Here is a 23529-nt window from a genome sequence, read left to right as displayed (position 1 = left end):
CAACACGAAGGCGCCGTCGGTCGGCCCACGACGGGGCTCGATGGCCGCCGGACGCCTGCGGCGACCCCGAGGGGCGTCGCCGGTCGACGGTTCGCAGGGAACCCGCGCATATCGCGGGCTAAGGGCCCGAACGGCGCCCCGGGAGCTGCCAGACACGCCCGAACCCTCGTGGCCCACGGAGACCACCCCAGCCCGGTCTGATGTCTGGATGCGAGTCCCTACACCGGGCCCCGCAGCGGCGCAGGCACCCGCCCCAGACCACGACGGCAGACGAGCCCACGCCGGCACCACCAACCCCTGCTCGCCGCTCTCAATGCCAAACCCACCAACACCCCGCACCACCACCCAACGCCCCCGCACCGGACGCCGCAAGCACAAACAACCAGCCGCCAGACCAGCCCCCTACCGCACCACCTCGGCCGCCTGCGACTCCTCCTGCCGCTTCTCGCCCGGCCAGACCCCGAAGAGGTGGTCCCAGCCCTTGGCGCCGGCGCGGTCCACGGCGGCGCGGGTCACCTTGAACGTCACCCCCTGCACGGCGGCCGCGGCCAGGACCTTGCCCCAGTCGGCCTCCTGCGTCGTGGGCTTGGGCGGCTCGTCCTTGTCGAAGACGCCCCAGATCGCGTCGAAGAGCTTCTTGGACAGCAGGCCCGCCAGCAGCCCGAGGATGATCCCGAACGGCTTGTAGATGAGCTTCATACCGGCAACGTACCCGGCCTCACCAGCGGCCAACTGCCCGATCGGCTCTGGAGATTCCGACCGCCGGTCCGATGAAATGGGGTAGACCTTCGCTCAGACTGAAGGAGGCGTGATGGGCCACGACCAGCACGAAGACGGCGACGCGGAAGAGCTGCTCCGTCGCGCCCTGCTGGACCCGGACGCGGCCGCCGCGGTCGCGCTCAAGGTCGATGGGCTCGCGCTCGCCGAAGCGCTCACGGTCGTCTTCCACGGCCGCCGCGACCTCGGCACGATCCAGACCTACGTCGCCAACGGCGGGCACGGCTCCGGCGAGCGGTTGGGCGCGCGCGAGCTGCTCCGTGTCCCGGTCGACCTCGACCTCGGCGAGACCCACACGCGCTCCGAGGCCCAGGAGGCCTACGCGCACCAGGCGCGCACGCTGCGCGACGCGCTGCAGGCCGCCGACACCGTCCTCGCCATCTGGGCCGAGCCGCTGGAGCGGGTCGCCGAGTCCTACGTGACGCTCGTCCGCTCGGTCGACCTCGACGTCCCGATCCCCGCCCACCGCCTGATGCCGATCGCGCTCGTCGCGCCCGAGAAGCACCTGACGGTCGTGCCGGTCTGCGGCGCCCGGACGCTCGCCGAGGGCCTGCCGCCGATGGGCATCGCCTGCGCCCAGCAGGACGTCGCGCACGTCTACCCGCTGCCCGAGGAGCCCGAGTCGGCGCTGCTGGACTTCGTCGACCGCGCCTCCGACCACGCCCGCCGGATGGCCGAGCGCCTGGAGGCCCAGGAGCGCTCGGTGCGGCGCTTCCTGGAGCTGAACGGCGACGACTTCCCGCAGGCGGGTTAGTGTCCCGGGCGCGTGCTCGCCCAGCGCCGTCGTCTCCTGACCCTCGCCGTCCCCGCGCTCGTCGTCGTCCTGATCGTCGGCTTCTTCGTCGCGCGCTGGCTGACGACCGAGAACCGCGAGCGCGACGCGATCTTCACGCTGCTGGAGCGCGAGGCGGCCGGCGACGACCAGGGCGTCGTGCGGCGCCTCCACGACTGCGACGCGACCTGTCAGGCCAAGCTCCGCGCCTTCCTCCCGCGCGTCAAGGGCGCCGGCTCCGTCAAGATCGCCCGCCTGGACTCCGGCACGGCCTACACGTTCGGCACCAAGACCGGCACGACGCGCGTGGTCTGGGTCCACGGCGTCGAGGCGCGCCCGATCGTGCAGTGCGTCGTCGTCCAGCGACACGGAGGGCCACTGACCGGACGCTCCGTTAGCCTCCTGCGCGTCAGCGCGCCGCTGGCCGACAACGAGGGCTCCTGCTGAAGGCGGCGAACCCCGGTGTGACGGTCGACCGCAACGCGCGACCTCCCCTCGTGTTGACCCTCCCCGAGATGCCCCGACGCCTGCTGCTGCTCTTCCTCGCCGTCCTCGCCCTTCCGGCCGCGGCCCACGCCCAGTCTCCGGCCGCCAACGCGGCCCAAGCGGATGGCCTGCTCCAGAAGACCCTCTACAAGGAGGGCGCGTCGGGTCGGTACCTGATGGGCGGCCAGTGGTACTTCAAGGCCGACCCGACCGGCAACGGCTCGGTCTCGGCGTTCGCCCAGGACCCGTCGACGGTCGGCTGGAAGTCCGTCAGCGTCCCCAACGCCTGGAACACCGGCGACTACTCTGACGCCTCGTTCGCGGGCGGCGTCGGCTGGTACCGCAAGTCGTTCCACCTGCCCAGCGCGCAGAAGGCGCTGTCCTGGAACGTCCGCTTCGAGTCGGTCAACTACCGCACGCGGGTCTACCTCAACGGCCACCTGGTCGGCAAGAACACCGGCGCCTACCTGCCGTTCGAGATCCGCCTGCCCGCCGGCTACCTCAAGCGCGGCGGCACCAACGTGCTCGCGGTGCGCGTCGACTCGCGCCGCTTCCCGACCGACTTCCCGCCGTCGGGCCTCTCGACCACCGGCGTGCCGACCGGCGGCTGGTGGAACTACGGCGGCATCCTGCGCGAGGTCTACCTGCGCAAGATCGACTCGATCGACTTCAAGGAGGTCTCGGTCCTGCCGGACCTCCCGTGCGCCACCTGCGACGCGTCGCTGACCTACAGCGCGACGATCCGCAACTACGGCGACAAGGCCAAGAAGGTGAAGGTCTCGGCGCGGCTGGGCGCCAAGACGATCGCGCTCGGCTCCGTGGCGCTCGCGCCCAAGGCCTCCAAGAAGTTCACGCGCAAGGTCGGCGTCAAGCACCCCAAGACGTGGTCGCCGACCAACCCCTACCTCTACACCACGTCGTTCACCGCGCGGTCGGGCGACGACACGCTCGAGACCTACTACAACCGCACGGGCATCCGGTCGATCAAGGTCGTCGACGGCCACCTGATGCTCAACGGCAAGCCCCTGCACTTCCGCGGGTTCGGCACCCATGAGGACTCGCTGGACAAGGGCTTCGCGATCGACGACGCCCAGCGCGAGCAGCAGATCCAGTGGGCGCGCGAGGCGGGCGCGACGCTGTTCCGCAGCCACTACCCGCTGCACCCCTACTACTACGAGCGCCTCGACGAGCTGGGCATGCTGGCCTGGACCGAGGTCCCGGTCTACAGCGTCAAGACCAAGTACCTCAAGCAGAAGCTCGTCCGCCAGCTGGCCGCCCGCGAGCTGGCCAACGCGGTCCGCACGAACATCAACCACCCGTCGATCATCGTGTGGTCGGCGGGCAACGAGCTGAGCGCGCGCCCCGGCCCGGTGCAGGGCTACTACATCAAGAGCGCGGTCAAGCTCGCCAAGTCGCTGGACCCGACGCGCCCGGTCGGCCTCGCGGTCGCCGGCTACCCGAGCGCGGGCTGCCAGCCCGAGTACGACCCGTTGGACGTCATCGGCATCAACGAGTACTTCGGCTGGTACAGCGGCCCCAACGGCCAGATCGCCGACCAGACGACGCTGGGCGACTACCTCGACTCGGTGCGCCAGTGCTATCCGAAGAAGGCGATCGTGATCACCGAGACCGGGGCGGAGGCCAACCGCAGCGGCCCGGTCGAGGAGCGCGGCACCTACGAGTTCCAGTCGGCGTTCGCCAACTACCACTACGCCGTCTACGCCTCCAAGCCGTGGCTCTCGGGCGCGATCTGGTGGACGCTCGAGGAGTTCGCGGTCAAGCCCGGCTGGGAGGGCGGCAACCCGTGGCCGTCGCCGCCGCTGCACCAGAAGGGCGTGATCACGATGACCGGGCAGAAGAAGCCGGCCTTCACGGACATCCAGCGGATCTACAAGGGCACGGTCCAGTGGGGGCCGTGATCCGCTCACGCCGCTGATCGATACTTAGCCGCGCTTGATCCAGAGCCGGGTATGTTTCCCGGTCATGGGTCTGGAGCGACGGAGTGGGCTGGCGCTCGGCGCCGCGATCGCGGCGGCGTCCGCGGCCATCGCCGGGTGCGGCGGCACGAGCAAGGACGACGAGGCGGCGGCGCCCGCCAAGCGGGCGGCGACGACCGAGGCGCCCGCGGCGACCACGGAGGCCCCCGCGGCGCCCGCCGCCACGGTCTCGGGCGACCCGATCGGCCGCGCCGTGGCCGCGCTCGCGCGGCAGAAGGGCGGTCTGGCCGTCGCGATGCACGGCACGATCCAGTCCCAGGGCGTCGACACGAAGGTCTCCGGCACCGGCAGCATCGACCGCCGCTCGCATCGCGGGGCGTTCACGGTCACCACGGTCCTCCACGGCGCGAAGATCGCGATCAAGACCGTCATGGACGGCCACGCGGTCTACCTCAGCTCGCCGGCCTTCGCGGGCCGCCTGCAGGGCGGGCGCTCGTGGATGCGGATCGACCTCGCCAAGGCCGCGCGCCAGAAGGGCTTCGACCTGTCGTCGCTGGGCACCAACGGACCGTCCCAGGATCCGTCGCAGGTGCTCGACTACCTGCGCGGCGCCGGCCCGGTCAAGAAGCTCGGGACCGCGAAGGTGCGCGGCACCGAGACGACGCACTACCGCGTCACCGTCGACCTGCGCCGCGCGAAGGCCAAGAGCTCCACGAGCGCGGCCAAGCTGGCGATCACGCAGCTCGTCAGCACGCTGGACGGCGCGACCAAGATCCCCGTCGAGGTGTGGATCGACGGGCAGCACCGCGTCCTGCGCGAGCGCGTCCGGTACACCGCTCAGCTCCAGGGCGCGCCCAACGCCATGGACTACACCACCGACTTCACCGGCTTCGACGTCGCGGTCAAGGCCAGCGCCCCCAAGCTCGACGACACGGTCGACGGCCTGGCGCTGCTGGCCAAGGCGCAGCAGGCCAAGAAGGAGCAGCAGCAGGCCAACGAGGCCGCGGGCTGAGCCCATCGTGAACCTTTGTTGACGTGCGGCGTCGGGCACCGGTTTCCTGGGTACCGTTCGCCGCGATGACGATCCGCGCACGCGCACTGTCCATCGGCCTCGTCGCCGCGCTCGCCGCCTCCGGCTGCGGCGCCGAGGAGTCCGCCAAGAAGGCGGCCGGCTCCGCCAAGAACGCGCTCGACCCGGTCGCCCAAGCGGCCGAGACGACGTCCTCGCAGAAGGGCGGCATCGCGGTGACGCTCAAGGGCGGCGCGTCGGTCGCCGGCCAGGACGTGCCGATGGAGGGCAGCGGCGTCCAGGACCGCGCGGGCAAGAAGGGCAAGTTCTCCTTCACCACCCAGGTGGGCGGCAAGTCGATGAAGATCGACGAGGTCATGGTCGACCAGGTGATCTACATGCGCAGCGACCTCTTCTCCCAGCTGCCCGGCGGCAAGCCGTGGATGAAGCTCGACCTGCGCGCCGCGGCGGCCAAGCAGGGCATCGACCTCGACGCGCTGGGCAACGGCGCGACGCAGGATCCGACCGCCGCGCTGGACTACCTGAAGGGCGCGGGGACGTCCAAGAAGGTCGGCACCGCGACGATCAACGGCACCAAGACCACCCAGTACCACGTCGACGTGGACCTGCGGAAGGCCGCGTCCAAGAACAGCGACCCGGACGCCAAGAAGAGCGTCGAGAAGCTGATCCAGACCTCCGGGGTCCAGACGCTGCCGGTCGACGTGTGGGTCGACGACCAGCACCTCGTCCGCCGCGAGAAGGTCGCCTACTCGGCCGACATCAAGGGCGAGAAGACGTCGTTCGACTTCACGATCGACCTCACCAAGTTCGGCGTCGACGTCGACGTCAAGGCGCCGCCCGCCGACCAGGTCTCGGACATCTCCGACCTGCTGAGCCAGGCGGGCGCGGTGTCGGGCGGCGCGTCGTCGTAGCACGGGTGGGCCGGACTCGAACCGTTCGGCCCCGGAGGAAGTCGGCGCTCGCCCGGGAAGGCGAGCGCCCCCGGGCGAGCCTTTCCCGCTGCCCTTCGCTACCATCCTTCGCCGCTCATGGCCTCCCAGAACACCAAGCTCGACGTCCACGCCCGCGAGGCGGCCCATTCCCGCGAGACCCGGCGCCTGCGCCGCGCCGGCCAGGTGCCCGGCGTGCTGTACGGCGGGTCCGAGGGCCCCGTGGCCTTCGCCGTGGCCGAGCGCACGCTGCGCCACGCGCTGGCGGCCAAGGGCGCCGTGCTGGAGCTCAGCATCGACGGCGGCGCGTCCACGCCCGCCGTCCTCAAGGACTCCCAGCGCCACCCGGTCCGCGGCGACCTGCTGCACGTCGACCTCCTGCGCGTCGACCTCAACGTCGCCATCCAGGCGCCGGTCACGGTCGAGCTGATCGGCGCCGAGGCGGCCCCGGGCGTCGTCGAGGGCGGCATCCTGGAGCACGTCACCCGCGAGGTGAACGTCGAGGCGCTCCCGAACGAGATCCCCGAGACCATCCAGGTCGACGTCTCCAAGCTGGAGATGAACGGGACGCTCTCGCTGGGCGACGCGACGGCGCCGAAGGGCATCACGTTCCTCGACGACCCCGAGACGACGATCCTCGCGTCGATCACGCCGCCGAGCGTGTCGACCGAGTCCGACGACGCGGTCGAGACCGAGACCGAGGTCGTCGGCGAGGGTGGCGGCGAGACGGCCGCGGCCGAGGGCGAGGAGCCCGCGGCCGACGGCGACGGCGACGCCGAGTAGCACGCCCTGAAGCTCCCGGGTCGCTCGAGTGGGGCGCCCGTCGACTGGCTGGTCGTCGGGCTCGGCAACCCGGGCACGCAGTACGCCCGCACGCCGCACAACGTCGGCTTCCTGGTCGCCGAGGCGCTGATCGCGCGCTGGGGGCTCGGGAAGCCGAAGAAGGCGTTCGCCGGGCTCTACGCCGACGGCCGCACGATGCCCGGGGGTCCGCGCGTCGGCGTCCTGCTGCCACAGACCTACATGAACGAGTCGGGCCGCTCCGCCGGCCCGGCGCGCGGCGCGACGAGGGTCGCGCTCGACCACGTCGTCGCCGTCCACGACGAGCTGGACCTGAGGTTCGGCGAGATCCGCACGCGTCTGGGCGGCGGCCTGGCCGGCCACAACGGCCTGAAGTCGCTGAAGGCGGGCTTCGGGTCGCCGGACTTCGCGCGCGTGCGGATCGGCATCGGCCGCCCGGACACGACCGACCCCGAGATCGTCGCCGGCTACGTCCTCGGCCGCTGGCGGCAGCCCGAGGCCGAGGTCCGCGACCTCGTCGACCGCGCCGCCGACGCGGTCGAGCGGATCGTCGACGGCCGCGACGCGCTCGCCTAGCCGGACCGCCCCGCGCCCCAGACATCGGCGTTTCGTCCGGGCCGGCGCCTGACGCCGAGGGTGGCGTTACGCTTCCCGGCCGATGTTCGCACGCTCATTCCTCCTCACCGTTGTCGGCGCCTTGTTCATTCCGGTGGCGGCGGGCGCCGCGACGCTGCCCGCGCGGACCACGGTCGGCCCCGCGCAGGGCGTCACGGCGACCGCGAGCGGCACGACGCTGACGCTCGGCTTCACCGGCGCCGCGGCCGCGTGGGGGAAGGCGCACGCGGGCAAGAGACTCGAGGTCGCCTGCTCCGCGACGCCCGAACGGGGCCTCCTGCTGGCCAAGACGCCACCCGGCGAGGAGTCGGCGGACGGCATCACGGGCAAGGGGCGCGTGGCCGCCGACGGCGCCTCCGCGCGCATCGCGCTGCACGGCGCGGCGGGGGACGCCTGCCGGATCGACGGCGCGCCGGGGTGGACCCTGCCGCCCAGCGGTGAGATGGCCTACGCGGCGCTGACGCCCACCGGCCTGGCGTGGGTCGACGACCTGGCGCACGGCCTGCGCATGACCGACGTCATCTACGCCGCGCGGCCCCACGAGGCCTACGCCCCGGCCGCCGACGTGGTCGCGCTCGGCGGCGGCGAGGTCGTCGCCCTCGACGATCCCAACGGCACCCCGCCCGCCGGCAAGATCGGCTACTGGAGCAAGGGCCGCGCCGTGTCGCTGATCACCACGAGCGACGCGGGTCGGCGGCTGGTCATCCAGGACCTCGGCGGCGGGATGCTGCGCACCAACGTGACCAGCGGGCTCGTCGGCTGGTCCCCCGTCGCCGGCCTGAAGGACGAGCCCCCGGAGGAGGGCTCCGCCTTCGGCGGGGACGGCTCCTCGAGCGGCGAAGAGCCGGCCGAGGAGGGCGTCCACGTGCGGAGGATCGGCGGGCGCGTGGTCTTCCGCTTCACCGGCAAGGCCGCCAAGGTCTACCGCCGCCACGCCGGCGGGCGCGTGCGCGTGGGCTGCATGCGGACGCCGCCACGCCCGCTGCTGGGCGAGCCGGCGACGATCGACGCGCATCCCGCGCACGAGGTCGTGCGCGTGCCGCGCCACGGCGGCGTCATCCGTGGCGACGCCCCGGCCGGCCACCGCGACGTCTGCTGGGTCGAGACGCTCGACGGCGGCGACCTCGCCTCGGCCGCGCTGACCCGCGAGGGCGTGCGCTGGATGATGGACTCGGCCGCGATCCTGGCCTTCGTGTTCGCGGGTGACGGCAATCCGTTCGAGCTGGCCGAGCCCGGCGCGACGCGCTACCCCGGCGCGGCCACGCTCGCGGCCACGCACGCGGGGCTCGTCCCGCTGGCGAGCCCCGGCGCGCGCCTGAAGGTCGGCACCGTCGGCGTCTGGACCGACGCCGAGCAGAAGGCCCTCGTGGCGCTTGGCGGGCTGGCCGGGCTGCGCTACGTCTACGCCGACGAGGGTGACGGCATGCTCCGCACCAACCTCCTCTCCGGGCTGCTCGGGACCATGGCCAAGATCTTCGTCGGGGCCACGGGCACCGAGTAGGGTCGCGCGATGCGCCGTCGTTGGACGACGTTGACCGTTGGCCTGGCCTCCGCGTTGGCCGGGATCCCGGCGACCGCGGGCGCCGCGCTGCCGACGCTCGGCGGCGCCGACGGCGTGACGGCCACGAGCGCCGTCACGCGTTCCGGCACGAGCGTCGAGATCCGCCTGACGGGCGCGGCGGCGCAGGCGGCTGCGGCCTACGACGGCAAGGAGCTGTCGGTCAGCTGCGACACCCACCCGCGGCCGGGGCTGCTCTTCCGCGCCGAATCGTCCAGGACGGGCTCCAGCGGTTCCAGCGGCGTGCTGCGACGCCGGTCCGACGGATCGCTCGCGGTGCAGACGTACCTGGCGAACCGCGCCTGGGACACCTGCGAGATCGCGCGGCCCGACCGGGCTCGCCGCCGCACGGGCCGCATCGGCCCGTTCGCGCTCTACCAGGGCGACCTGCGCCCGCCGCTGGCGCGCGCCGCGCTGACCGACGCGGGCGCGACGTGGATCGACGAGCTGGGCTGGGCGATCGCCATCGGCCGCGCGCAGGCCGCGGCCGCGAAGGTCCGCGCCGACGGCGCGTTGACGCCGCCCGAGGTCGCCGCGGCCGGCCTGGTCGCGCTCCCGGACGTCGGCGCCTCGCCGCCCGCGGGGAGCGTCGGCTACTGGACCGACGGCCACGAGCAGGTCGAATTCGTCGCCCTCAGCTCCGCCGGCCGGCGTCTGGTGCAGCGAACGGGCGCCGACGACATGCTCACCACCAACATCGGTCAGGACAGCACGCAGCTGGCCCGGGCGCTCGACACCCCCGTGATCGAGTACGACACGGCGCGCGTCGACCGCGACGCCACGCGATCGCCGATCGTCTCGGAGCCCGGCGACGTCCCGCCGGAGCTGCCCGCGTCGCTCTCCGGAACGCACCTGACCGTGCGGATCACGGGCAAGGCGGCGCGCGCCACGTTCCGGCGCCTGGCGGGTCGACGCGTGAGCGTCGCGTGCGGGCCCGCGCGCCTGTCGTCGGTCACCTCCGACGCGCGCGGGCTTCTGGCGGGCTTCCAGCTGACCGCGGTGCGCGTGCCGCGGGGCGCGACGGTCCTCCGCGTCGGCCTGCGCGCCGGGCGGCGCGCGGACCAGTGCGCGATCGCCGACGACGGCGTCCGCGTCGCCACGGTCCTGCCGACGGCGGCCGGGCGCGCGATGTCGCGCGACCTCGGCGCGGTGGGCGTGCTCCTGGAGGCCGGAGACCGCCTGGCCCCCGCGGGGGCCGCGGCCTATCCCACGGCCGCGTCGCTGGCGGCCGCGCATCCGAAGACGCTGGTCGCCGTCGACGGGCCGACGGCCTTCCCGCCGCACCGCGATCGCGCCGGGGTCTGGACCGACGGCGGACAGCGGGCGGCGCTGAGCGTGGTGTCGTCCACCGGCCATCGCTTCGTCATGGCCGACGAGGGCAACGGCGAGCTGCGCACGAACATCGACGCCCTGCTGGTCATCGGCATGCTGCTCTACTGACGCGGCGGGCCGCCGCGGCCGTCGGTCGCCTCCTATATTGAGACGTGCACTCGGCCGCGCGCTCCGCGCGGTCGCTGCGCATGCCCTACATGTCGCTTCGCCCGCTCCTCACGCACCTCGCCGACGACCCCAGCGGCCCGCGCTTCGCGCGCGAGGGCGGCCGGGCGTTCGTCTCGGCCTCCTACCGCCCGTACGTCATCGGGGCCCTGCTCGACGGCCTCGACGGCCCGATGGCGGGCAAGCCCGCGCTGGTCGTCGCCGCCGACGACCGCCAGGCGCGCGACCTGGCCGCCGACCTGCGCCACTGGCTCGCGCCGCGTCCGGTCCGCTACTACCCGAGCCGCGGCGTGGCCTACGAGTCGCACCTCGCGCCGCCGCCGCACCTCGTCGGCCTGCGCGTCGCCGCCCTGGACGCGCTGCTCGGCGGGCAGGACGACGACGCCGAGCCCCCGGTCGTCGTGGTCTCCGCAGTCGCGCTCTCCGAGAAGGTCCCCGACCCCAAGCTGCGGCCGAAGTCGTTCTGGCTGAAGGTCGGCGACCTGATCGACCTCGAGGAGACCGCCGCCGACCTCGTCGCGGCCGGCTACGAGCGCGTCGACCAGGTCGACGACCGCGGCCAGTTCGCGATCCGCGGCGGCCTGCTGGACGTCTACCCGGCCACGGCCGACCACGCGGTCCGCGTCGACCTCTTCGACATCGAGATCGAGTCGCTGCGGGCGTTCTCGACGTTCACCCAGCGCTCGCTGGGCGAGCTGGACGAGCTGGAGATCGCGCCGTCGGCCGAGCTGAGCGCCGAGCACCGCGAGGCGGCCGAGATCGCGGCGGTCTCCGACGCCGAGGACCGTCCGGACATCTCCGAGCTGCTGCCGGTCGACCAGTTCCATCCGTTCCTGGACCTCGCGCCCGCCGACGCCGCGGTCGTGATCGCCGAGGAGGCCGAGGTCCACGGCGTCCTGGACGACAACTGGCAGGACGTCTGCACGGCCTTCCACGCGGGCGACGCGCACGACCTGTACGTCAAGCCCGAGGAGGTCGAGGCCGCGCTGGACGCCCGCGCGCACGCGCGGCTGAGCGCCTTCGCCGGCGACCAGCCGTTCGAGTTCCGCGCGCAGGCCGCCGACCTCGCCGCGCGCTCGCTGCGCGAGGCCGAGCCGCAGCTGGAGAAGCAGGTCCGCTCCGGCTACCGCACGGTCGTCACCTGGCCCCAGCGCGGGGCGGGGGAGCGCACGGCCTACAACCTCGCCCGCCTGAAGGCCCACTGGCTCGAAGGCGACGGCACGCAGACCGCGGAGCCCGGCGACCTGCGCTTCGCCGTGGCCAACCTGCGCGACGGCTTCATCGCCGGCGGCCCGCGCATCGCGGTCATCCCCGAGCACCGCCTCTTCCGCCGCAAGCGCGCCGAGCGCGCCGAGGACGGGGCGGGGCGCGCGCGTCGCCGCGGCGCGCTGCGCTCGTTCTCCGACCTGCGCACCGGCGAGCACGTCGTCCACGAGGACCACGGCGTCGCGCGCTTCGCGGGCTTCGAGACCAAGACCGTCGCGGGCGTCACGCGCGACTACCTGCAGCTCGAGTTCGCGGGCAGCGACAAGGTGTACATGCCGGTCGAGCAGCTCGCGAAGATCTCGCGCTACCTCGGCGCGGGGTCGGGCGAGCCCACGCTGAGCAAGCTCGGCGGCAAGGCGTGGGAGACGATGAAGGCGCGCGCCCGACGCGCCGCGCAGGAGCTCGCCGGCGAGCTGCTCAACCTGTACGCCGAGCGCCGCAAGCGCGCCGGCCACGCCTTCCCCGAGGACTCCGAGTGGCTGCGGGAGTTCGAGGCCAAGTTCCCGTTCACCGAGACCGCCGACCAGCGCGAGGCGATCGAGAGCGTCAAGGGCGACATGGAGCGCTCGACGCCGATGGACCGCCTGATCTGCGGCGACGTCGGCTACGGCAAGACCGAGGTCGCGCTGCGCGCCGCGTTCAAGGCCGCCGACGACGGCAAGCAGGTGCTCGTCCTCGCGCCGACGACGATCCTCGCCCAGCAGCACTACGGCAACTTCGCCGAGCGCCTGAAGGACTACCCCTTCACGGTCGACCACGTCTCCCGCTTCCGCACGCCCAAGGAGCAGAAGGAGGTCGTCGCGGCCTTCAACGAGGGCAAGGTCGACATCCTGATCGGCACCCACCGCATCCTCGGCCGCGACATGCGCGGCAAGGACATCGGGTTGATCGTCGTCGACGAGGAGCAGCGCTTCGGCGTCAAGCAGAAGGAGCTGCTGCGCCAGCTGAAGCTCAAGGTCGACGTCATCGCGATGTCCGCGACGCCGATCCCGCGCACGCTGCAGATGTCGATGGCGGGCATCCGCGACATCTCGGTCATCGAGACGCCGCCGGAGGGCCGTCGGCCGGTCAAGACCTACGTCGGCGAGTACGACGAGGAGCTGGTCAAGCAGGCGATCATGCGCGAGAAGAACCGCGGCGGGCAGGCGTTCTTCGTGCACAACCGCGTCGACACGATCGACGAGACCGCCGAGCGCCTGCGCGGGCTGTGCCCCGGCGTCTCGTTCGAGGTGGCCCACGGCCAGCTCGACGAGAAGGAGCTGGAGAAGCGTATGATGGCCTTCCTGCGGGGAGACGCCGACGTCTTGGTGGCCACGTCGATCATCGAGTCCGGCATCGACATCCCGCAGGCCAACACGTTGATCGTGGAGCGTTCCGATCTGTTCGGGCTCGCTCAGCTGTACCAGATCCGCGGGCGTGTCGGGCGCTCCCGCGAGCGCGCCTACGCCTACCTCCTGTACCCGGCGCACGCCGCGCTGACCGAGGAGGCGATGAAGCGCATGTCCGCCCTGAGCGACTACACCGAGCTGGGCGCCGGCTTCAAGATCGCGATGCGCGACCTGGAGATCCGCGGCGCCGGCAACCTGCTCGGCGACGAGCAGTCCGGCCACGTCGCGGCGCTCGGCTTCGAGCTGTACATGCAGATGCTCGACGAGGCGGTCGCCGAGGCGGCCACCGCCGACGGCGCCGGCGAGGAGATGCCCGAGCCCGTGCGCCTGGACGTCAACGTCGACGCCTACATCCCGGCCGACTACATCGCCTACGAGCAGGCCAAGATCGACGTCCACCGCCGGATCGCCGGCGCGCGCGAGGTCGCGGACCTCGCGCTGCTGCGCGACGAGCTGGAGGACCGCTTCGGCGAGATCCCGCAGCCGCTGGACAACCTGTTGGCGCTCCAACAAGCACGGATCAAGCTTGGTCAGGCGGGTGCCCGCGCCGTCTCGTTCCGCGGCGATCGCCTCGCGGTCACGCCGATCGACCTGGACGCCGAGCGGGCCAAGCGGCTGAAGGAAGCGCTGCCGGAGTCCCTGTACGAACCCGGTCGAGCCCAACTTTCGGTCAGGGTTCCGGACAAGCCGGAGGAGCGCTTCCCGGCCGTCGTGGCGGCCGCCGACGCCCTGCTCGCGGTGGCGTCGGAGGCCGCTTAGGTCGTTTGGCGCCTGACGCGGCGTGCTCGGGCCCTTGACAAATGGACGCAGGTTTAAGGCGGCGTTCATACGGACCCTGGTAGCTTCCGCCGCGCTATGAAAACGCCTCGACGGTATGCGGCGCTCTTGGGCGCCTTTTTCGTGCTCCCCCTGGCCTTGTCCGCGTGCGGCGGCGACGGTGGCGTGCCCGGCAACGCGGTCGTAAAAATCGGCCCGGACACGATCAAGACCACCGCCTTCGACCACTGGTTCAAGATCGCCGCGACGTCCCAGGCGCAGCAGGGCGGTGCCACCGCCGCTGTGACGCTCCCGGACCCGCCGAGCTACGCGAAGTGCATCGCTCAGAAGAAGAAGACCGCGGCGAAGCCGGCCAAGGGCCAGCCGAACCCGACCGATGCGACGTACAAGGCGCAGTGCGAGCAGGAGTACACGACGCTGCGCGATCAGGTCATGCAGTTCCTGATCTCCTCCGCCTGGATCGAGGGCGAGTCCGCTGACCGCGGCGTCAAGATCTCCGACACGGACGTCAAGAAGGACTTCGACAAGCAGCGCCAGCAGAGCTTCCCCAAGGACAAGGACTACGAGGCGTTCCTGAAGTCCTCGGGCTACGTCCAGGAGGACCTCCTGTACCGCGTCAAGGTCCAGGACCTCTCCAACAAGCTGCGCACGAAGATCCTCGAGGGCACCGACAAGGTCTCGCCCGCGCAGATCTCGAACTACTACAACAAGAACAAGAGCAAGTTCGCGGTCCCCGAGAAGCGCGACATCCGCATCGTGCTGACCAAGACCGAGGGCCAGGCCAAGAAGGCCAAGGCGGCGCTCGCGAGCGGCCAGTCGTGGAAGCAGGTCGCGTCGAAGTACTCGATCGACCAGGGCACGCGCGACACGGGCGGCCTGATGTCGGGCGTGGCCAAGGGCCAGCAGGAGAAGGCGCTGGACACGGCGACGTTCTCGGCCAAGAAGGGCGCCGTCGGCGGCCCGATCAAGTCGCAGTTCGGCTACTACGTCTTCGAGGTCGAGAAGATCACGCCGGGCACGCAGCAGTCCGAGAAGGAGTCGTCGGCCTCGATCAAGCAGCTGCTGGTCAGCCAGCAGCAGCAGACGAAGCTCGACGCGTTCGTGAAGGACTTCCAGAAGAAGTGGAAGGGCCGCACGGAGTGCGCCAAGAGCTACGCCACGACGGACTGCAAGAACGCCCCGAAGCCGAAGGCGTCCACCGCCGCGCCGTCCAACACGGCCACGACGGGCACGCCCACGACGGGCGCCGACTCGTCGGGCGGCTCGACGACCGACAAGTAGCGGCTCGGCAGCAGCCTGCGGCGGATGTCTGGGACATCCGCCGCGGGTCCCCGCGGCGGGGGCGTCGCTAGATTGGGCGCATGCCCGACAAGACGCCCGCCGCGGCCGCCGCTGCCGCCGAGGCGATCGTCGCGCTCGACGAGTTGACGCGGCGCCTGCGGGTCGAGTGCCCGTGGGACCGCGAGCAGGACGAGCGCACGATCGTCCCTCACACCCTCGAGGAGGCCTACGAGCTGGCCGACGCGGCCCAGCGTCGCGACGACGGCAAGCTCCTCGACGAGCTGGGGGACGTGCTCTTCCAGGTCCACTTCCTCTCGCTGCTGCTGGAGGAGCGCGGCGCGGGCTCGCTCGGCGATGTCGCCGAGCACGTGCGCCAGAAGCTCATCCGGCGCCATCCGCACGTCTTCGGCGAGACCGAGGTCGCCAACGCGGGCGAGGTGCTGAAGAACTGGGACGCGATCAAGTCCACCGAGGCCGGTCGCGAGCCCGGGATCTTCGGCGAGGTGCCGGAGAACCTGCCGAGCGCCCTCTACGCGCGCAAGGTGCAGCGGCGCGCGGCGTCGACGGGCTTCGACATGGAGGACGTGCCCTACGACGCCGTCGACGGGCAGCTCGAGGCGCTGCGGGCGGTCGACGATCGCGACGCGCGCTTCGCCGCCGTCGGCGACCTGCTGTTCGCCGCGATCAACGTCGCGCGCAAGCTGAAGGTCGACCCGGAGATCGCGCTGCGGTCGTCGGCCGATAGGTTTCGCGCGCGCGTCGAGGTCGCCGAGCGGCTCGCCGAGAGCGACGGCGCGTCCTGGAACGACCTCGACACGGGGTCCCAGGTCAACTACTACGCGCAGGCCCGACTCCAGGAAGAGGACCCGACCCCATGAGCGCCATCGAACGCGTCCACGCCCGCCAGATCCTCGACTCCCGAGGCAACCCGACCGTCGAGGTCGAGCTCGCCCTGCGCTCCGGCGCGACCGGGCGCGCGGCGGTCCCGTCCGGGGCGTCCACCGGCGAGTTCGAGGCGACCGAGCTGCGCGACGGCGGCAGCGAGTACCTCGGCAAGGGCGTCGGCCAGGCCGTCGGCAACGTCAACGGCGAGATCGCCGCGGCGATCAAGGGCCTCGACGCCGACGACCAGGCCGGCCTCGACGGCAAGCTCATCGAGCTGGACGGCACGCCGAACAAGTCGCGCTTGGGCGCCAACGCGATCCTCGGCGTCTCGCTGGCGGCGGCGCACGCGGCCGCGGCCGAGGAGGGGCAGCCGCTGTGGCGCTACCTCGGCGGCGAGGGCGCGCACGTCCTGCCGGTGCCGATGATGAACGTCCTCAACGGCGGCGCCCACGCGGACAACAGCGTGGACTTCCAGGAGTTCATGATCGTGCCGGTCGGCGCGACGTCGTTCTCGCAGGGGCTGCGGTACGGCGCGGAGGTCTTCCACGCGCTCAAGAAGACGCTGCACGACCGCGGGCTGGGCACGACGGTCGGCGACGAGGGCGGCTTCGCGCCGAACCTGGAGTCCAACGAGGCGGCGCTGCAGCTGCTGGTCGCGGGCATCGAGGCGGCGGGCTACAAGCCGGGCGACGACATCGCGATCGCGCTGGACCCGGCGACGTCGGAGATCCGCGACGGCGACGTCTACGACCTCGAGCACGAGGGCCGCAAGCTGTCGTCCGGCGAGCTGGCCGCCTACTGGGCCGAGCTGGCGGGCAAGTACCCCATCCTGTCGATCGAGGACGGCATGGACGAGGAGGACTGGGACGGCTGGAAGCAGCTGACCGACAGGATCGGCGACAAGGTCCAGCTCGTCGGCGACGACCTCTTCGTGACGAACGTCGAGCGCCTGAAGCGCGGCATCGACGCCGGCGTCGCCAACTCGATCCTCATCAAGGTCAACCAGATCGGCACGCTGACCGAGACGCTGGCCGCGATCAAGATGGCGCGCGAGGCCGGCTACACCGCCGTCATGTCGCACCGCTCCGGCGAGACCGAGGACGTCACGATCGCCGACCTCGCGGTCGCCACCGGCTGCGGCCAGATCAAGACCGGCGCGCCCTCGCGCTCCGATCGCGTCGCGAAGTACAACCAGCTGCTGCGCATCGAAGAGGCCCTCGGCGCCGACGCGACCTACCCGGGCCGCTCGGTCTTCCGCTCCTAGCGGAGCGGTCGGCGCTTCGGCGCTTCGTCCGGTCGAGCAGGAACTGGCGGGTCGGGGGCGAACCGCCCCTTAGATGTCCCCAGCCCGCCAGTCCGCGGCGCACGCGCGCACCCGTCCCTCCACGGCTCAACGTGCCGCCCAGCGGCAGAGGCCGCGCGTCGTCGCGGGCGGGGGCCGGGCGATCCGGTGGGATCGCGTCGGGCGCGTCGCGCTCCTGGTCGTGCTCGTGGGCGTCGTCGCGCTGTACGTCGGGCCGGCGCTCAGCTTCGTGAGCACCTACAAGCAGGCGAAGGCCCGGCGCGGCGAGGTCCACGCGCTGCAGGCCGAGAACCAGCGCCTGCGGGCGCGCAAGAAGGCGCTGAAGGACCCGCGGACGCTGGAGCGCGAGGCGCGCCGTCTGGGGCTCGTCAAGCCCGGCGAGCGGCCGTTCGTGGTGCAGGGCCTGCCGGGCGACAGGTAGGCCTGGCGTCCCGCGCTAGCCTGGCCCCGATGGGCCGGTTCGAGACGTCGTACTTCCAGTGGCAGGAGGGCGAGCGCCGCGTGCGCGAGTCGCTGCCCGACGAGCGCATGGCGATGGACCGGGTGATCGAGCGGATCCTCGCCGAGCTGCGGCGCCGCCTCGGAGGCCCGTTCACGATCGACGAGCTCGTCGACCTCTACGACCAGGGCACCTCGTGGTGCACCGACATCGCCTACTCGGTCGCCCCGGGCGCGCCGTGGGCGTGGGATCCGCGGACGACCGCCGACGCCGCCTTCGCCCGCTACGTCCGCGAGGCCTCCGACTACGCCGGCGGCCGCCGCCTGGACCCGCGGCCGGCGGACTAGCGCGGCGCGAAGCGCAGGTAGACGCCGAGCCTGCCGGCGGTCGCGTAGCCCAGACGCTCGTACAGGGCCTTGGGCCAGTCGTCAGCGTCGGCGACGATGAACAGCAGCGACGGGGACGCCTGGAGCGCCGCGCGCGTCGCGGCGGCCACGATCGCGCGGCCGTAGCCGCGGCCGCGGTGCGGCGCGAGCACCACGACGTCCTCGACCTGCGCCTCGTCGCCTCCGGCCCGCGTCCACAGCCGCGCCCAGGCGACGACGCGCCCGTGACCGCGCCGGCCGTCCTCGCGCACGACGAAGCGCCGCTCGTCGGCGCCGGCCGGCCCGTAGCCGCGGTAGTGCTCCAGCAGGTGCGCGCGCGTCCGCGGGTCGCGCCCGTAGGGCGCGTCGGGATCGGTCTTCAGGTACTCCTCGGCGCCCGCCAGGACGTCGTCGACCGGGGCCTCGGCCACCTCGACGCCCGCGACCGGCTCGGGCGCGCGGCCGCCGGGCGGGAAGATCTGGAAGAGGTGGGTGCCCGCCTCGTAGCCGAGGGCCGTCATGCCCGGCCGCAGCCGCGCGTCGGCGGCCGGCTCGGCGACGATCCGCCGGTGCGTCATGCCCGCGCCGCCCAGCAGCCGCTCGGCGTGTCCGTCGAGCGTCGCCGCGGCCAGCCCGGCGCCGTCGCCGGCGACCCAGAGCAGGTTGCGGTCGTAGGTCCGCTCGATCGCGGGGGAGAGGTACGCGCTGCCCCAGGCGGCGTCGACCACCCGCGCGGCGGCGTCGGCCTGCATGACCCGCTCGAACGCGAACGCGCGGTCGAGCGGGGCCGGCGTGGCGCTCAGTCCTCGTCGTCGTCGGAGTCGGCGTCCGCGCCGACCCGCTTGATGACGATCTGATCGGCCTCGATCGTCACCTCGACCTGGCGGTGGCCCGCCCAGTGCTCGGCGTAGACGCCGTCGTCGGCGACCGCCGGATCCAGCCAGAGGCCGTAGCCCTCGTCGCCGTGGTCGAAGGTGCCCTCGTAGGAGGCGGCCTTCTTGGCGCGCGAGCGACCGCGGCCGCCGCGGCGACCCCGCCGGCGCTTGGGCGCGGCGTCGTCGTCCTCGGAGGCGTCGTCCTCCTCCTCGGCCTCCTCGGCCTTGCGCGCGGCCTCGGCCTCGAGCTCGGCGGCGATCAGCGCGTCGTCCTCGGCGCGCAGGTCGATCTCGTCGTCGAAGTCGGCTCCCGGCGCGGCGCCCCCCTCGGGGGCCTCGCTGTCGGGCGTGAGGTCGTTCTCCTTCTTGAACGCCTCGATCTGCTGGACGGTGACCTCCAGCTGATGGGCGATCCACGCGTCGGTGCGTCCCTGACGCACCCACGTCCGGATCTGATTCAGGTGAGGGCGAAGCGATCGTCTGGCCATGCGAAGGTCGCCATCCTAGTCGAGAGTCCGGGCGGTACGTCGGCTCCGTGCGTCAGGCTTCGGTCCGATGCCCGACCACCGGCGCTTCGACTTCGCACAGGTATTCGGGGCAAGGTTCGCCATCCGACGACGTTCCCGCATATCCGAGGTTTCGCCTCGCTTGCATGTGGGCACCGGCCCTGCGAGTATCGATCGCCCGGTGGCAGGGACGTTGGGAGGCGTCCAACCATGCTCGTACTGACACGAAAGTCCAACCAGAGCATCATGATCGGAGACGACATCGAGGTCTCCGTCCTGTCCATCATGGGCGAGAAGGTGCGCATCGGGATTCAGGCCCCCCGGGACATTCCGGTGTTCCGCAAGGAGGTCTACCTGGAGATCCAGCAGGAGCGCAACGGCGCCGTCGAGGGCGCGGACAGCGGGTCCGTGCGCGGCGAGGTCGACGAGGCGCTGCGCAAGCTGGGCACCGCGGCCGAGTAGCCCTACCCGCCGCGGGCGAAGATCGCCCTCATGGCGATCTCACCCCATCACGTAGTACAGGGTCTCGAACATCGCGAACGTCACCGCCACGGCGGTCGCGATGAGGATCAGGTAGAGGACGCCGAAGCGCATCGAGCCGCGCTTGTGGGTCTTGGCGAGCTGACGCTCGCGCGTGCGGCGCTCGGCCTCACGACGCAGCCGCTCGGCCTTCCCGCGGTCCTGCTCGATCTCGTCGACGAACGCCCGTTCAAGCTGGGCGAGGCTCTGACGCATGCGCATCGGCGGGGCAGAGGCTACCGCGAACACGCGCTCCATAACCCTCGCCCGGCGCGTCGCGCGGACGCCACGGCGGCCGCGATCTGGCCCGCGTGGGCGACGTTCGGAGCGATGGTCAGGGGTCGTGCGTAGCCCGTGCGCGCCAATTCGAGGTTGACCAGCAACCCATCGTCGGAGCGATACACGTACGCGAGGCGCCGTCCGTAGCGGTCGCGGGCCTCGGCGTCGGAGACCAGGCGCACCGTGCGCCCGGCCACCAGCCGCGCGTTCTCCTTCGACGCGCGCTTGGCATAGCACTGCACCGGCGTGCCGGGCTTGACGCTCTCCGGCGTGTCGATCCCGATGTAGCGGACGCGGTCCTCGCGTCCGTCGATCGAGACGACGATCGTGTCGCCGTCGACCACGCGGACCACGCGGGCCGACACCTCCCCGCCGGATCCGCCGGATCCGTCCCCGCCCACGCGCGACCACCCGACGGCGGCGGCGAGGACGACGAGCACGATCCAGGGCGTGAGACGACGAAGCACCCGCCGCATGCTGGACCAGGGTCCGGCGCGACGGGTGCTCCGTTGCAGAACTGCTGCGCATGCGGCGCCGGAACGCCGCGGCGCGCTAGGCGACCGTGACGTCCTTGTTCAGGTACACGTCCTGGATCGCCTGCAGCAGCTCGACGCCCTCGGGCATCGGCCGCTGGAACGCCTTGCGGCCCGAGATCAGGCCGGCGCCGCCCGCGCGCTTGTTGATGACCGCGGTGCGGACCGCCTCGGCGAGGTCGGTCGCGCCCGACGATGCGCCGCCCGAGTTGATCAGCGGCGCCCGGCCCATGTAGCAGTTGGCCAGCTGGTAGCGCGTGAGGTCGATCGGGTTGTCGCTCGTCAGCTTCTCGTAGACGAGCTTGTTGGTCTTGCCGTACGAGCCGCCGGCGGCCTTCTCCATCGCCGGGTAGCCGCCGTTGTTCTCCGGCAGCTTCTGCTTGATGATGTCGGCCTCGATCGTCACGCCCAGGTGGTTGGCCTGGCCCGTGAGGTCGGCGGACAGGTGGTAGTCCACGCCGTCCTGCTTGAACGCCGAGTTACGCAGGTAGCACCAGAGGACGGTGAACATCCCGAGTCGGTGGGCCTCCTCGAACGCCTGTGCGACCTCCACGATCTGGCGGTCGCTGTTCTCCGAGCCGAAGTAGATCGTGGCGCCGACGCCCGCGGCGCCCAGCTCCGCCGCCCGCTTCACCGACGCGAACATGATCTGGTCGGCCCCGTTGGGGAACGTCAGCAGCTCGTTGTGGTTGATCTTGACGATGAACGGGATCTTGTGCGCGTACTTGCGCGACACCGCGCCCAGGACGCCGACCGTCGAGGCGATGGCGTTGGTCCCGCCCTCCAGGGCGAGCTGGACGAGGTTCTCCGGGTCGAAGTACGCGGGGTTCGGCGCGAACGACGCACCGCCCGAGTGCTCGATGCCCTGGTCGACCGGCAGGATCGACACGTAGCCGGTGCCGCCCAGGCGCCCGTGGTCGAACAGCCACTGCAGGTTGCGCAGGACGGTGTTGGAACGATCCGTCTGCGCGTAGATCCGGTCCACGAAGTCCGGGCCCGGGAGATGCAGCTGGGCCGCGTCGATCGTGGTGCTGCGATGGTTGAGGAGCGTTTCGGCGTCGTCGCCGAGCAGCTCTTCCAGACGCGTTCCGCTGAGCACGTCGGTGGTCACTGTCAGACCTCCAGAAGAGTCATTGTTTATGCGCTGAATGATAGGCGTCGATAGGGTGCGGCGGCAGATGGAGCACCACTTCACCGGGCCGAGCTACACGATCGGCATCGAGGAGGAGCTGATGATCGTCGACGCCGACTCCTATGAGTTGGTGAACGCGATCGAGCCGGTCCTGGAGGACGCGCGGGCCGTCGACTCCGATCACACCGTCGGCGACATCAAGCCCGAGCTGATGGAGTCGGTCCTCGAGATCGCCACGCATCCGGCCGCCAACACCGCCGAGGCGGGTGCCCAGCTGCGCGCGCTGCGCCGCCAGGTGCACGACGTCGCGGCGCGCCGGGGCCTCACGATCGGCAGCGCGGGCACGCACCCGTTCGCGCTCTGGGAGGACCAGCGCATCGCGTCGCGGCTGCGCTACCGCGAGCTGGTCAACGCGCTGCGCTTCGTAGCGCGTCAGGAGCTGATCTTCGGATTGCACGTGCATGTCGGCGTCGACGATCCGGACAAGGCCATCCACGTCTCCAACGGGATGCGGGTGCACCTGCCGGTGCTGTTGGCGTTGAGTGCGAACTCCCCGTTCTGGCGGGGCGACGGAACAGGGATGGCGTCGACGCGTCTGCCGATCTTCCGCGCCTTCCCGCGCGTCGGCGTCCCGCCGCCCTACCGCGACTGGGCCGACTACGAGCGCCAGATCGAGTTCATGATCTCCAGCGGCGTCATGGAGGACTACACCTACCTCTGGTACGACGTCCGCCCGCATCCCAAGCTCGGGACCGTCGAGATCCGCGCCTGCGACGCCCAGACCCGCGTCGAGCACACACTCGGCCTGGCCGCGCTGATCCAAGCGATGGTCAAGGAGCTGTGCGAGCACTACGACTCCGGCCAGCACCTGGGCGAGTTCCCGTGGCAGATGCTGGACGAGAACCGCTGGCTGGCCGCCCGCCACGGGCTGGACGGCAACCTGGTGGACCTGCCGTCGAACCAGCGCGTGGCGACGCGGGATCTGGCTTCGCGTCTGCTCGACCGGTTGCACGACCACGCGGTGGACCTGGGGAGCGCGGACGAGCTGGAGGGCGTGCGGGACCTGCTGGCGCGCGGCAACGGGGCGGCGCGGCAGGTCGTGGTGTACGAAGCCAACCACGATCTGCGCGAGGTCATGGCGGAGATCGTGGCGGCGACGACGGGGGATGGGGAGACGGAGTTCTAGGGGCGTTGGCGCTGGCTGGCGTCTGTGGCGTCCGGTGCGGGGGCGTTGGTGGTGGTGCGGGGTGTTGGTGGGTTTGGCATTGAGAGCGGCGAGCAGGGTTTGGTGGTGCCGGCGTGGGCTCGTCTGCCGTGGTGGTTTGGGGCGGGTGCCTGCGCCGAGGCGGGGCCGCCTTCAGGGACTCGCATCCAGACATCAGACCGGGCTAGGGCGGTCTCCGTGAGCCACGAGGGTTCGGGCGTGTCTGGCAGCGCGCGGGGCGCCGTTCGGGCCCTTAGCCCGCGATATGCGCGGGTTCCCTGCGAACCGTCGACCGGCGACGCCCCTCGGGGTCGCCGCAGGCGTCCGGCGGCCATCGAGCCCCGTCGTGGGCCGACCGACGGCGCCTTCGTGTTG

The 23529-nt window shown here is 71.9% G+C and carries 23 protein-coding genes; 17 read left to right on the top strand and 6 right to left on the bottom strand.

Annotated elements, in window-relative coordinates; genetic code table 11:
- Positions 1 to 402: 402 nt before the first annotated feature.
- Positions 403 to 699 (bottom strand): DUF4235 domain-containing protein, encoded by a 297-nt coding sequence (locus VFG42_RS27335; RefSeq protein WP_324912031.1) that lies wholly within the window; start codon positions 697 to 699, stop codon positions 403 to 405.
- 112 nt (positions 700 to 811) lie between these two features.
- Here VFG42_RS27335 and VFG42_RS27330 point away from each other — a divergent pair, with 112 nt between their 5' ends.
- From VFG42_RS27330 to VFG42_RS27260, 15 genes are all read left to right on the top strand, one after another.
- Complete coding sequence (locus VFG42_RS27330) at positions 812 to 1531, top strand: hypothetical protein (RefSeq protein ID WP_324912030.1); 720 nt, start codon at positions 812 to 814, stop codon at positions 1529 to 1531.
- Between the two features lie 12 nt (positions 1532 to 1543).
- Positions 1544 to 1996, top strand: coding sequence for a hypothetical protein (locus tag VFG42_RS27325; RefSeq protein ID WP_324912029.1), 453 nt, complete (start codon positions 1544 to 1546; stop codon positions 1994 to 1996).
- Positions 1997 to 2064: 68 nt separating this feature from the next.
- Entirely contained in the window at positions 2065 to 3954 is a 1890-nt protein-coding gene (locus VFG42_RS27320; RefSeq protein ID WP_324912028.1) for a glycoside hydrolase family 2 protein, read from the top strand.
- A 64-nt stretch (positions 3955 to 4018) separates the two neighbouring features.
- A complete protein-coding gene (locus VFG42_RS27315; protein WP_324912027.1) occupies positions 4019 to 4984 on the top strand; it encodes a hypothetical protein in 966 nt (321 codons plus the stop codon).
- Between the two features lie 65 nt (positions 4985 to 5049).
- A complete protein-coding gene (locus VFG42_RS27310; RefSeq protein WP_324912026.1) occupies positions 5050 to 5913 on the top strand; it encodes a hypothetical protein in 864 nt (287 codons plus the stop codon).
- 117 nt (positions 5914 to 6030) lie between these two features.
- A complete protein-coding gene (locus VFG42_RS27305) occupies positions 6031 to 6714 on the top strand; it encodes a 50S ribosomal protein L25 (protein WP_324912025.1) in 684 nt (227 codons plus the stop codon).
- A gap of 6 nt (positions 6715 to 6720) precedes the next feature.
- Positions 6721 to 7308, top strand: a complete 588-nt coding sequence (pth, locus tag VFG42_RS27300) for an aminoacyl-tRNA hydrolase (RefSeq protein ID WP_324912032.1) — start codon at positions 6721 to 6723, stop codon at positions 7306 to 7308.
- Positions 7309 to 7429: 121 nt separating this feature from the next.
- Complete coding sequence (locus VFG42_RS27295) at positions 7430 to 8848, top strand: hypothetical protein (RefSeq protein WP_324912024.1); 1419 nt, start codon at positions 7430 to 7432, stop codon at positions 8846 to 8848.
- A gap of 9 nt (positions 8849 to 8857) precedes the next feature.
- Positions 8858 to 10345, top strand: coding sequence for a hypothetical protein (locus VFG42_RS27290; protein WP_324912023.1), 1488 nt, complete (start codon positions 8858 to 8860; stop codon positions 10343 to 10345).
- An 89-nt stretch (positions 10346 to 10434) separates the two neighbouring features.
- Positions 10435 to 13815 (top strand): transcription-repair coupling factor, encoded by a 3381-nt coding sequence (mfd, locus tag VFG42_RS27285; protein ID WP_324912022.1) that lies wholly within the window; start codon positions 10435 to 10437, stop codon positions 13813 to 13815.
- 126 nt (positions 13816 to 13941) lie between these two features.
- Positions 13942 to 15114, top strand: coding sequence for a peptidyl-prolyl cis-trans isomerase (locus VFG42_RS27280; RefSeq protein ID WP_324912021.1), 1173 nt, complete (start codon positions 13942 to 13944; stop codon positions 15112 to 15114).
- Positions 15115 to 15194: 80 nt separating this feature from the next.
- Complete coding sequence (mazG, locus tag VFG42_RS27275) at positions 15195 to 15992, top strand: nucleoside triphosphate pyrophosphohydrolase (RefSeq protein WP_324912020.1); 798 nt, start codon at positions 15195 to 15197, stop codon at positions 15990 to 15992.
- The gene (gene eno, locus VFG42_RS27270) at positions 15989 to 17263 is read left to right on the top strand and encodes a phosphopyruvate hydratase (protein WP_324912019.1); all 1275 of its coding nucleotides are present in this window, start codon (positions 15989 to 15991) and stop codon (positions 17261 to 17263) included. The genes mazG and eno overlap by 4 nt, the downstream gene beginning before the upstream one ends.
- Positions 17264 to 17336: 73 nt before the next feature.
- Positions 17337 to 17723: a septum formation initiator family protein gene (locus tag VFG42_RS27265; protein ID WP_324912018.1), complete on the top strand. Its 387-nt coding sequence runs from the start codon at positions 17337 to 17339 to the stop codon at positions 17721 to 17723.
- A 29-nt stretch (positions 17724 to 17752) separates the two neighbouring features.
- Positions 17753 to 18088, top strand: a complete 336-nt coding sequence (locus VFG42_RS27260; RefSeq protein WP_324912017.1) for a hypothetical protein — start codon at positions 17753 to 17755, stop codon at positions 18086 to 18088.
- Here VFG42_RS27260 and VFG42_RS27255 read toward each other — a convergent pair.
- Positions 18085 to 18858: a GNAT family N-acetyltransferase gene (locus VFG42_RS27255; protein ID WP_324912016.1), complete on the bottom strand. Its 774-nt coding sequence runs from the start codon at positions 18856 to 18858 to the stop codon at positions 18085 to 18087. The two genes, VFG42_RS27260 and VFG42_RS27255, sit on opposite strands and share 4 nt — an antisense overlap.
- Before the next feature lie 47 nt (positions 18859 to 18905).
- Entirely contained in the window at positions 18906 to 19421 is a 516-nt protein-coding gene (locus tag VFG42_RS27250) for a hypothetical protein (protein ID WP_324912015.1), read from the bottom strand.
- Between the two features lie 276 nt (positions 19422 to 19697).
- Between VFG42_RS27250 and csrA the strand changes: the two genes are divergently transcribed.
- Positions 19698 to 19949, top strand: coding sequence for a carbon storage regulator CsrA (gene csrA / locus VFG42_RS27245; RefSeq protein WP_324912014.1), 252 nt, complete (start codon positions 19698 to 19700; stop codon positions 19947 to 19949).
- Positions 19950 to 19988: 39 nt separating this feature from the next.
- Here csrA and VFG42_RS27240 read toward each other — a convergent pair whose 3' ends face one another.
- The 3 genes from VFG42_RS27240 to VFG42_RS27230 all read right to left on the bottom strand — a co-directional run bounded on the left by VFG42_RS27240 (position 19989) and on the right by VFG42_RS27230 (position 21929).
- Positions 19989 to 20228, bottom strand: a complete 240-nt coding sequence (locus tag VFG42_RS27240) for a hypothetical protein (RefSeq protein WP_324912013.1) — start codon at positions 20226 to 20228, stop codon at positions 19989 to 19991.
- A gap of 14 nt (positions 20229 to 20242) precedes the next feature.
- Complete coding sequence (locus VFG42_RS27235) at positions 20243 to 20752, bottom strand: thermonuclease family protein (RefSeq protein ID WP_324912012.1); 510 nt, start codon at positions 20750 to 20752, stop codon at positions 20243 to 20245.
- Positions 20753 to 20837: 85 nt separating this feature from the next.
- A complete protein-coding gene (locus VFG42_RS27230; RefSeq protein WP_324912011.1) occupies positions 20838 to 21929 on the bottom strand; it encodes a class I fructose-bisphosphate aldolase in 1092 nt (363 codons plus the stop codon).
- A 67-nt stretch (positions 21930 to 21996) separates the two neighbouring features.
- Here VFG42_RS27230 and VFG42_RS27225 point away from each other — a divergent pair, with 67 nt between their 5' ends.
- On the top strand, positions 21997 to 23136 hold the full coding sequence (locus tag VFG42_RS27225; RefSeq protein WP_324912010.1) for a carboxylate-amine ligase: 1140 nt from the start codon (positions 21997 to 21999) through the stop codon (positions 23134 to 23136).
- Positions 23137 to 23529 lie beyond the last annotated feature (393 nt).

Origin of the sequence: Baekduia sp. (genome assembly GCF_035685985.1) — a bacterium.
In the GTDB taxonomy this organism is placed as follows: Bacteria; Actinomycetota; Thermoleophilia; order Solirubrobacterales; family Solirubrobacteraceae; genus Baekduia.
The sequence above is the reverse complement of the archived record's forward strand: the minus strand, read 5'-3'. Positions and strand labels throughout refer to the sequence as shown.

Excerpts from the sequence above, each read along its gene's own strand:
- VFG42_RS27335 (WP_324912031.1), bottom strand. The coding sequence starts at position 699 with ATGAAGCTCATCTACAAGCCGTTCGGGATCATCCTCGGGCTGCTGGCG.
- VFG42_RS27330 (WP_324912030.1), top strand. The coding sequence starts at position 812 with ATGGGCCACGACCAGCACGAAGACGGCGACGCGGAAGAGCTGCTCCGT.
- VFG42_RS27320 (WP_324912028.1), top strand. The coding sequence starts at position 2,065 with ATGCCCCGACGCCTGCTGCTGCTCTTCCTCGCCGTCCTCGCCCTTCCG.
- VFG42_RS27315 (WP_324912027.1), top strand. The coding sequence starts at position 4,019 with ATGGGTCTGGAGCGACGGAGTGGGCTGGCGCTCGGCGCCGCGATCGCG.
- VFG42_RS27310 (WP_324912026.1), top strand. The coding sequence starts at position 5,050 with ATGACGATCCGCGCACGCGCACTGTCCATCGGCCTCGTCGCCGCGCTC.
- VFG42_RS27305 (WP_324912025.1), top strand. The coding sequence starts at position 6,031 with ATGGCCTCCCAGAACACCAAGCTCGACGTCCACGCCCGCGAGGCGGCC.
- VFG42_RS27290 (WP_324912023.1), top strand. The coding sequence starts at position 8,858 with ATGCGCCGTCGTTGGACGACGTTGACCGTTGGCCTGGCCTCCGCGTTG.
- mfd (WP_324912022.1), top strand. The coding sequence starts at position 10,435 with ATGTCGCTTCGCCCGCTCCTCACGCACCTCGCCGACGACCCCAGCGGC.
- mazG (WP_324912020.1), top strand. The coding sequence starts at position 15,195 with ATGCCCGACAAGACGCCCGCCGCGGCCGCCGCTGCCGCCGAGGCGATC.
- eno (WP_324912019.1), top strand. The coding sequence starts at position 15,989 with ATGAGCGCCATCGAACGCGTCCACGCCCGCCAGATCCTCGACTCCCGA.
- VFG42_RS27265 (WP_324912018.1), top strand. The coding sequence starts at position 17,337 with ATGTCCCCAGCCCGCCAGTCCGCGGCGCACGCGCGCACCCGTCCCTCC.
- VFG42_RS27260 (WP_324912017.1), top strand. The coding sequence starts at position 17,753 with ATGGGCCGGTTCGAGACGTCGTACTTCCAGTGGCAGGAGGGCGAGCGC.
- VFG42_RS27255 (WP_324912016.1), bottom strand. The coding sequence starts at position 18,858 with ATGCAGGCCGACGCCGCCGCGCGGGTGGTCGACGCCGCCTGGGGCAGC.
- csrA (WP_324912014.1), top strand. The coding sequence starts at position 19,698 with ATGCTCGTACTGACACGAAAGTCCAACCAGAGCATCATGATCGGAGAC.
- VFG42_RS27240 (WP_324912013.1), bottom strand. The coding sequence starts at position 20,228 with ATGCGCATGCGTCAGAGCCTCGCCCAGCTTGAACGGGCGTTCGTCGAC.
- VFG42_RS27225 (WP_324912010.1), top strand. The coding sequence starts at position 21,997 with ATGGAGCACCACTTCACCGGGCCGAGCTACACGATCGGCATCGAGGAG.